General features: G+C 68.1%; 8 protein-coding genes. 2 read left to right on the top strand and 6 right to left on the bottom strand.

The genetic code is table 11. The features are described 5' to 3' along the window. The coding region (locus tag VML93_RS15980) for a M20/M25/M40 family metallo-hydrolase (protein WP_325612068.1) at window positions 1–400 on the bottom strand (400 nt) is incomplete at its 3' end. A gap of 92 nt (window positions 401–492) precedes the next feature. On the opposite strand from VML93_RS15980, the gene dapD reads away from it, so the two are divergent. Then, a complete protein-coding gene (gene dapD / locus VML93_RS15975; RefSeq protein WP_325612066.1) occupies window positions 493–1,446 on the top strand; it encodes a 2,3,4,5-tetrahydropyridine-2,6-dicarboxylate N-succinyltransferase in 954 nt (317 codons plus the stop codon). Here dapD and VML93_RS15970 read toward each other — a convergent pair. Further along, complete coding sequence (locus tag VML93_RS15970; protein WP_325612070.1) at window positions 1,369–2,697, bottom strand: MFS transporter; 1,329 nt, start codon at window positions 2,695–2,697, stop codon at window positions 1,369–1,371. The two genes, dapD and VML93_RS15970, sit on opposite strands and share 78 nt — an antisense overlap. Before the next feature lie 202 nt (window positions 2,698–2,899). On the opposite strand from VML93_RS15970, the gene VML93_RS15965 reads away from it, so the two are divergent. After that, on the top strand, window positions 2,900–3,154 hold the full coding sequence (locus tag VML93_RS15965; RefSeq protein ID WP_325612064.1) for a hypothetical protein: 255 nt from the start codon (window positions 2,900–2,902) through the stop codon (window positions 3,152–3,154). A 40-nt stretch (window positions 3,155–3,194) separates the two neighbouring features. Here VML93_RS15965 and VML93_RS15960 read toward each other — a convergent pair whose 3' ends face one another. The 4 genes from VML93_RS15960 to VML93_RS15945 form a co-directional block, all read right to left on the bottom strand. Beyond that, a complete protein-coding gene (locus tag VML93_RS15960; RefSeq protein ID WP_325612062.1) occupies window positions 3,195–4,613 on the bottom strand; it encodes an acyl-CoA synthetase in 1,419 nt (472 codons plus the stop codon). Between the two features lie 35 nt (window positions 4,614–4,648). After that, the gene (locus VML93_RS15955; protein ID WP_414686370.1) at window positions 4,649–5,473 is read right to left on the bottom strand and encodes an esterase/lipase family protein; all 825 of its coding nucleotides are present in this window, start codon (window positions 5,471–5,473) and stop codon (window positions 4,649–4,651) included. A gap of 36 nt (window positions 5,474–5,509) precedes the next feature. Next, window positions 5,510–6,418 (bottom strand): alpha/beta hydrolase, encoded by a 909-nt coding sequence (locus tag VML93_RS15950; RefSeq protein ID WP_325612058.1) that lies wholly within the window; start codon window positions 6,416–6,418, stop codon window positions 5,510–5,512. A gap of 48 nt (window positions 6,419–6,466) precedes the next feature. Beyond that, the coding region (locus VML93_RS15945; RefSeq protein ID WP_414686369.1) for an alpha/beta fold hydrolase at window positions 6,467–7,024 on the bottom strand (558 nt) is incomplete at its 5' end.

Here is a 7,024-nt window from a genome sequence, read left to right as displayed (position 1 = left end):
AACCGTTTGCGGCCGACTCGATTTCCTCGCAGTCGTAGAACACGAGCGTCAGGTCGTGCACCGGCTCGGCAACCGTGGCGGCCAGGTGAAGAAAGACCGCGTCACCGGATTTCATGTCCGCGGTGCCGCAGCCGTGCAGCTCGCCGTTCTCACGTCGGCTGGGCAGGTTTCCGGCGACCGGGACGGTGTCCAGATGTCCGGCCAGCAACACCCGGGTCGGCCTGTGCAACGAAGTGCGGGCCAGCACGGCGTTGCCGTTGCGGATGATCTCGAAGCCGGATGTCTGGGCGCGCAACGCGGCCTCCACCTCGTCGGCGATCCGGGCTTCGTCGCGCGATTCGCTGGGGATGTCGACCAGCGCCGCGGTCAGCTCGATCGGGTCCCCACGCAAGTCCAGCACGTCGCCAAGCCTAGTTCGGCGAGCAGACGGAGAATCGCACTACCGGAGGGTCGGGGATGCGATTCTGTGTCTGCTCGGCGACCGAAGTACCCTTGTCGACCGTGACTGGAGCAGCAGGCATTGGGCTGGCGACGCTCGCCTCCGACGGATCGATCCTCGACACCTGGTTTCCCGCACCGAAACTGGCCGAATCCGGCGCCACCGCCACCACACGGCTGGCGGTGTCCGACGTTCCCGCCGACCTGGCCGCCCTGATCGGCCGCGACGACGACCGCAACACCGAGACCATCGCGGTCCGCACGGTCATCGGCTCACTGGACGATGTCGCCGCCGACGCGTACGACGCCTACCTGCGGTTACATCTGCTTTCTCACCGCCTGGTGGCGCCGCACGGGCTGAACGCCGGCGGCTTGTTCGGAGTATTGACCAATGTGGTGTGGACTAATCACGGCCCCTGCGCGATCGCGGGCTTCGAGCCGGTGCGGGCGCGGCTGCGCCGCAGAGGAGCGGTGACCGTGTACGGCGTCGACAAATTCCCGCGGATGGTCGACTACGTCATGCCCAGCGGAGTGCGCATCGCCGACGCCGACCGGGTGCGGCTGGGCGCCCACCTCGCGTCGGGCACCACGGTGATGCACGAGGGTTTCGTCAACTACAACGCCGGCACCCTGGGCGCGTCGATGGTGGAGGGCCGCATCTCGGCGGGCGTGGTGGTCGGCGACGGCTCGGACATCGGCGGCGGAGCGTCGATCATGGGCACGCTGTCCGGCGGTGGCACGGAGGTGATTTCAATCGGCCGGCGGTGTCTGCTCGGCGCCAACGCCGGGCTGGGTATCTCGCTGGGCGACGACTGCGTCGTCGAGGCCGGTCTGTATGTCACCGCGGGCACCAAAGTCGCACTGCCCGACGGCAAATCGGCCAAGGCCCGTGAGCTGTCCGGCGGCAACAACCTGCTGTTCCGGCGCAATTCACTGACCGGGGCGGTCGAGGTGGTGGCCCGCGACGGTCAGGGCATCGCGCTCAACGAGGACCTGCACGCCAATTAGCCCAAGCCGAGTGGTTTCCGGCAGTAGATAGGTGCACAGCAGGCTGACCACCGAAAGCGTGGCCAGCATCAGACCGATCGCCCAGCTGCCGTAGGTTTCCAGCAGCGTCCCGGCGATCAGCGGCGGAGCGGCGCTGCCGACGATGCCGGCGAAGTTCTGCGCCAGCGCCGCGCCGCTGTAGCGGTAGCGGGTGGCGAACAGCTCGGGGATGAACGCCGCGGTGGGTCCGGACCCGATCGCCGCGATGGCACACATGCCGACGATCGCCACCGCGTAGCAGATGGGTTTACCGGTGTTCAGCAGCGGCATCACCACAAACGACCAGGGCACACAGCCGGCCCAGCCGATCAGCATCATGCGGCGACGCCCGACCCGGTCGGACAAGATGGCCGACATCGCGACGAACGTGATGCTGACGAACCCGCCCAGCGCGCCGACGGACCAGATGAAGTTGCGCGAATACCCCAGGTGGGAGTGGGCGTAGATGGCCAGATACGTGTTGGCCATGTAGATGAAGCCCAACGCGCCCAGGATGCTGCCCGCGGCCAGCGCGATCTCCCGGCGTTGCAGCCGCAGCAGCTCGCTGAGCGGTGCCTTGGGGACCAGGTTGCGGGCCTTTTCCTCGGCGAACACCGGGGTCTCGTTGATGTTGAGCCGCACGTAGAGGGCGAGCACGATCAGCGCGGCGCTGATCAGGAACGGCACCCGCCACCCCCATTGCAGGAACGCGGGACTGTCCTCGCCGATGGTGATATTCACGCCCAGAAAAGTCGCGCTGCTCATCACCACCGCGGTGCCGCCACCGATCAGCGTGAACATGCCGTATCGGCCGCGTTTGTCCGGCGGTGCGTACTCGGCGGTCAGCAACGCCGACCCGGCCCACTCGCCGCCGACGGCAAACCCCTGCAACAGGCGCAGCGCGACCAGGATCAGCGGGGCCGCCGCACCAACGGCCCCGCTGCTGGGAACCAGGCCCACGCCCACGGTCGACACGGCCATGATCAGCAGCGTGGCCACCAGCGTCTTCTTGCGCCCCAACCGGTCGCCGTAGTACCCGAACACGGCGGCGCCGACCGGCCGGGACAGAAACGCTGTCGCAAACGTCCCCATCGACGCGATCGTCGCGACCGCCGGGCTCAGGTGCGGGAAGAACACGGCGGGGAACACCAGCGCCGCCGCGGTGCCGTAAATAAGGAAGTCGTAGAACTCGATCGCCGAGCCGATAAGGCAGGCAGCGGCCACCCGTCTCATCGGGGTGACCGCGGGGCTGGCGGCAATCGTCAATGGCACATAACGACGCTAAGCGACGCCAGGTGGGCATGCCCGGTGAGAAACCTGAAAAGTTGCTGCGTGTTCACTTGATTTGACAACTTTGGTTGACAGTGTGTGGCGGCTCGGCCTAGCCTTCAATTGTCAACTAGATATGACAATATAGAATCGAAGGGAGTCAGAAATGTCCAGGATTCGCACTTTGTCGGCAGGTGTTCTCTGCGCCGTCGGCCTGTCGCTGGCGGCAGCGGTGGCCGGACCCGCGGTGGCGTCGGCCGCCCCCATCGCCCCGATGCCGCCGTCGATGCACCCGGCCGGCCCCGCGGCGGCTCCGATGCGGCCCGAGCCGCCTCCGACGCACCCGATCTACCACTACACCGACGACCTGACCCACCCGGTCTGGTCGGTCACGCACCCGTTCTGGGCGGTGATGCCGTAACGCCTCGTCGCGAGCGCGCGTGTCCGCCGGGCACGCGCGCTCAGCCGTCGGAGAGCAGCTGCTTCTTGAGCACCTTGCCCATCGCATTGCGCGGCAACGAGTCCACCACCCGCACTTCACGCGGCCGTTTGTGCACCGAAAGTTGTTGCGCGACAAAATCAATGAGCTCATCGCCGGCAATCTCAGCTGAGCCGACGACGAACGCGACGATGCGCTGGCCCAGATCCTCGTCGGGCAGCCCGACGACTGCCACCTCGTCGACATCCGGATGCCCCAGCAGCGCCGTCTCGATTTCGCCCGCGCCGATGCGGTATCCGCCCGACTTGATCAAGTCCACCGACTCGCGTCCGACGATGCGGTGCATGCCGCCGCCGTCGACGACGGCGACGTCGCCGGTGCGGTACCAACCGTCGGCGTCGAACGCCTCAGCGGTGGCCTCCGGACGATTGAGGTAGCCGTCGAACAGCGTCGGACCCCGAACCTGAAGCTTCCCAACGGTTTCCCCGTCGTGCGGTGCCGGCTCGCCGTTGTCGTCCACCAGCTGGGTCTGCACCCCGGACAGCGGCAGCCCCACCCAGCCGGCGCGCCGCTCGCCGTCGGCCAGTGTCGACAGCGTGATCAGCGATTCGGTGCTGCCGTAGCGTTCGACCGGCTGGTGACCGGTGAGCCGAACCAGCCGGTCGAACACCGGCACCGGCAGCGGGGCACTTCCCGACACCAGCAGCCGTGCCGACCGCAGCGACTCGGCCGCCGCCTGATCGGCCACCACCCGCGACCACACCGTGGGAACTCCGAAATATAAAGTGCCGCCGGCGCCCGCGTAGCCCGCCGGTGTCGGTTTTCCGGTGTGCACGAAGCGATTTCCCACACGTAGCGAGCCGAGCAGGCCCAGCACCAGCCCGTGTACGTGAAACAGCGGCAATCCGTGCACCAGCACGTCGTCGGCCGTCCACTGCCACGCAGCGGCCAGCGCGTCCAGGTCGGCGGCGATCGCCCGTCGGCTCAGCTGCACGCCCTTGGGCAGCCCGGTGGTGCCCGAGGTGTAGATCACCATCGCGGCGGCCTGGGGCGACGGCTCGGGGTAGCGGTGCCAGGAACGGGCGTGCAAGCGAACCGGGATGTGCGGCAGCCCTTCCGGCACCGAGTCTTCTGGGGGCGCTGCCCCAAGCCAGGCCTGGACGCCGGAGTCGGTGAGCATGTGCCGGCGTTCGGCGACGCCGACGTCGGCGGGCACCGGGACGACGGGTACACCGGCGATCAGGCAGCCGGTGATTGCCAGCACCGTCGCCGCGGTCGGGGTGGCCAGCACCGCCACGCGATGCGCGCCGGCGACCCGCTCGGCCACCGAGGTCGCGGCGCCGACCAAGTCGCTGCGGCTCAGCACGACGCCGTCGATGGTCACCGCGTCACCGATGTCGGTGGCGGTGACGGCTGCGGGGTTCAGGGAGGCTAACAGCACGTCAGCGACGCTACCCCGGGCTGCTAGAGGGCTTGCTACGCCAGGCGCAGCCGCGGGTCGCCGACCCGTCGCGGCGGCGCGGCGTCCGGCCGCGGATACAGCGGTCGCAGCATCGGCGGCGGCCGGAACGGCGCCCACTGCCCCGATGGCTGCGCCAGCCGGTCCGCGATGGCCCAGACCACGGCCGCATTGTGTCCGTAGCCGATGTGGCTGGCCAGCACGCGAATGTTCTCCGCACGTGCGGACGGCGCCTCCAGACACGTCCGCCAGGCGACCATGCCGTCGTAGCGCGAGTAGATCGAGGTCGCCGGCACTGGCAGCGGTTCGGCTTCGGCTGCCAGCGGCAGCGGGGGCCGCTCGACGTGCCGGTGTGCGTAGCGGTTGAAGCTGCGCGAGGCGCGAGACTGGCCCTCGTGTTCCATCGCGAACGGGCTGCCGAGCGTGATCACCTGGCGCACGGACGACGGGCTGCGCCGGGCCAGCGTGCGCGCGAAGATACCGCCCAGGCTCCAGCCGATCAGGCTGACCGGTTCGTCGTATCGGCGGTGCAGCTCGTCCAGCCGGTTGGCCATGCCGGCCACCGCTTTGGCCGTCGGGCCGATGTTGCGGCCGAGTCGCCAACCGTGCGCCCGGTACCCGAGTCGGCGCAGGATGCGCCGCAGCGTCCAGGTGGAGCTGTCGGCGGCGAGCAGACCGGGCAGCACCAGCACCGGATGCCCGTCGCCGGTCGGCAGCGTCCGGTGCAGCGGTAATGTGCTGAGCAGCACCCCGTACTCGACCGCCGCACGCGGTATGTCGCTGAGGTAGAGGGCCAGCGAGGGGATCGCTGGGTTCTCGAAGGGTGCTGCCACAGCTAACAGCGTGACATATCCGCGCTGCCTGCGGCAGCAGAAGTTTCAGCCCTGCTCGTCCCAGAGCTTCATCAGCGTGGACAGGATCTCCTCGCCGCGGCCCAGCCCGGCGAGATGACTTTCCTCCGGCAGGTGGAACAGCTCGGCGTCGGGCAGCCGGGAAACGACGTGTTCTCCGTGCGAGAACGGAATGATGTGGTCGTGGTCACCGTGCCACCACCGGACCGGGACTTTCACGTCGTCCAGCCCGAAGCCCCAGTCCTTGGCGAACAGGATGACGTCGTTGAACGGCGCGGCCAGTTGCTTGCGGCTGCCGTTGAGCAGGTCGTCGAGGAACATCGCCTTGAACTCGGGACGGGTCAGCAGGTGCCGGTCCGCCTCGGGTGATAGCCGGGCGTACACCTGCAGCGCGGTGGACCCGACCGGGCGGATTGACTGGACCAGCACGCTGGCGCCTATTCGCAGCGGATTGCCGCCGTACTTCAGCAGCGGCGCCACCCGCAGCCCGAGGTTCATCGCTCCGCCGCTGATCGCGTCGCGACCCTGAGTCGGCGCCACGCCGCCGAGCACGGCGACGTCCACCACGCGGTCGGGCAACGCGGCGCCGCAGGCGAGGCTGTACGGACCGCCGCCGGACAGACCGACCACGGCCATCTTGTCGATTCCCAGCGTGTCGGCGATGACCCGCAGGTCGTCGGCGAACGCCCGGACGTTCTCGTACCGATGCGGGGTTGACGAGCCGATACCCGGCCGATCGACGCCGATCAGGCGGATGTTGTGCTCGTCGGCATAGATCCTGGCCTCGTTCGGAATCTGCCGGCGGGCGCCGGGAGTGCCGTGCAACCAGAACACCGCACGCCCCCACGGGGCGCCGAACTCGGCGAAGCTGATCCGCCGGTCTTTGCTGACGGCGATGTTTCCTTCAAGCTTGGGACGGACTATCGCGACGCTCATGCCGAGCAGCTTTGCACGTTGCGGACGCCGCGGTAAACGGTTTCTGGGTTATGCCCGTGCCGAACCCCCGCCGGCGGTGACACGGTCGACGTGGGCAAAGAAGTGTATGAGCACCGCCTCGGGTGCCTCGAGCTGCGGCCAATGCCCGATGTCGTCGGCGAGCATCACCACGTCGGCCTCGGGAATCACCTCGGCGTAGCGCCGAGCCATGTGAGCCCCCGAATTGGGGTCGACCGGCCCGTCGATCAACCGCATGGACACCTCGGTCTGCCGCATCGCACGCACCCACCGGTTGCGATGAATGTAACGGTCATTGAGGAAGCGGCCGACTTTGTGCATCACCCGGCGGCCGTCGTTGTACTCCAGGATTTGACGGAAGACGTCCATCATGTGCGGCGTCGGCTTGGTGTTCGGTCCGAACATCTCTTGCAACGTCCGTTCCAACAGCCGACGGGACAGTGGACTGTCCTGCACGTGACTGATGATGTCGCCCAACGGTGTACGTGACATCAGTCGCTGCGCCAGCCGGGGCGTGTAGGTCTCGTTGAACATGCCTCCGTTGAGCCAGGTGATCGAATCGATGCGCAGCGCACCGTAAACCTGCTG

This window comes from Mycobacterium sp., from assembly GCF_035499775.1.
In the GTDB taxonomy this organism is placed as follows: Bacteria; Actinomycetota; Actinomycetes; order Mycobacteriales; family Mycobacteriaceae; genus Mycobacterium.
This window is presented reverse-complemented; position numbering and strand designations above follow the sequence as displayed.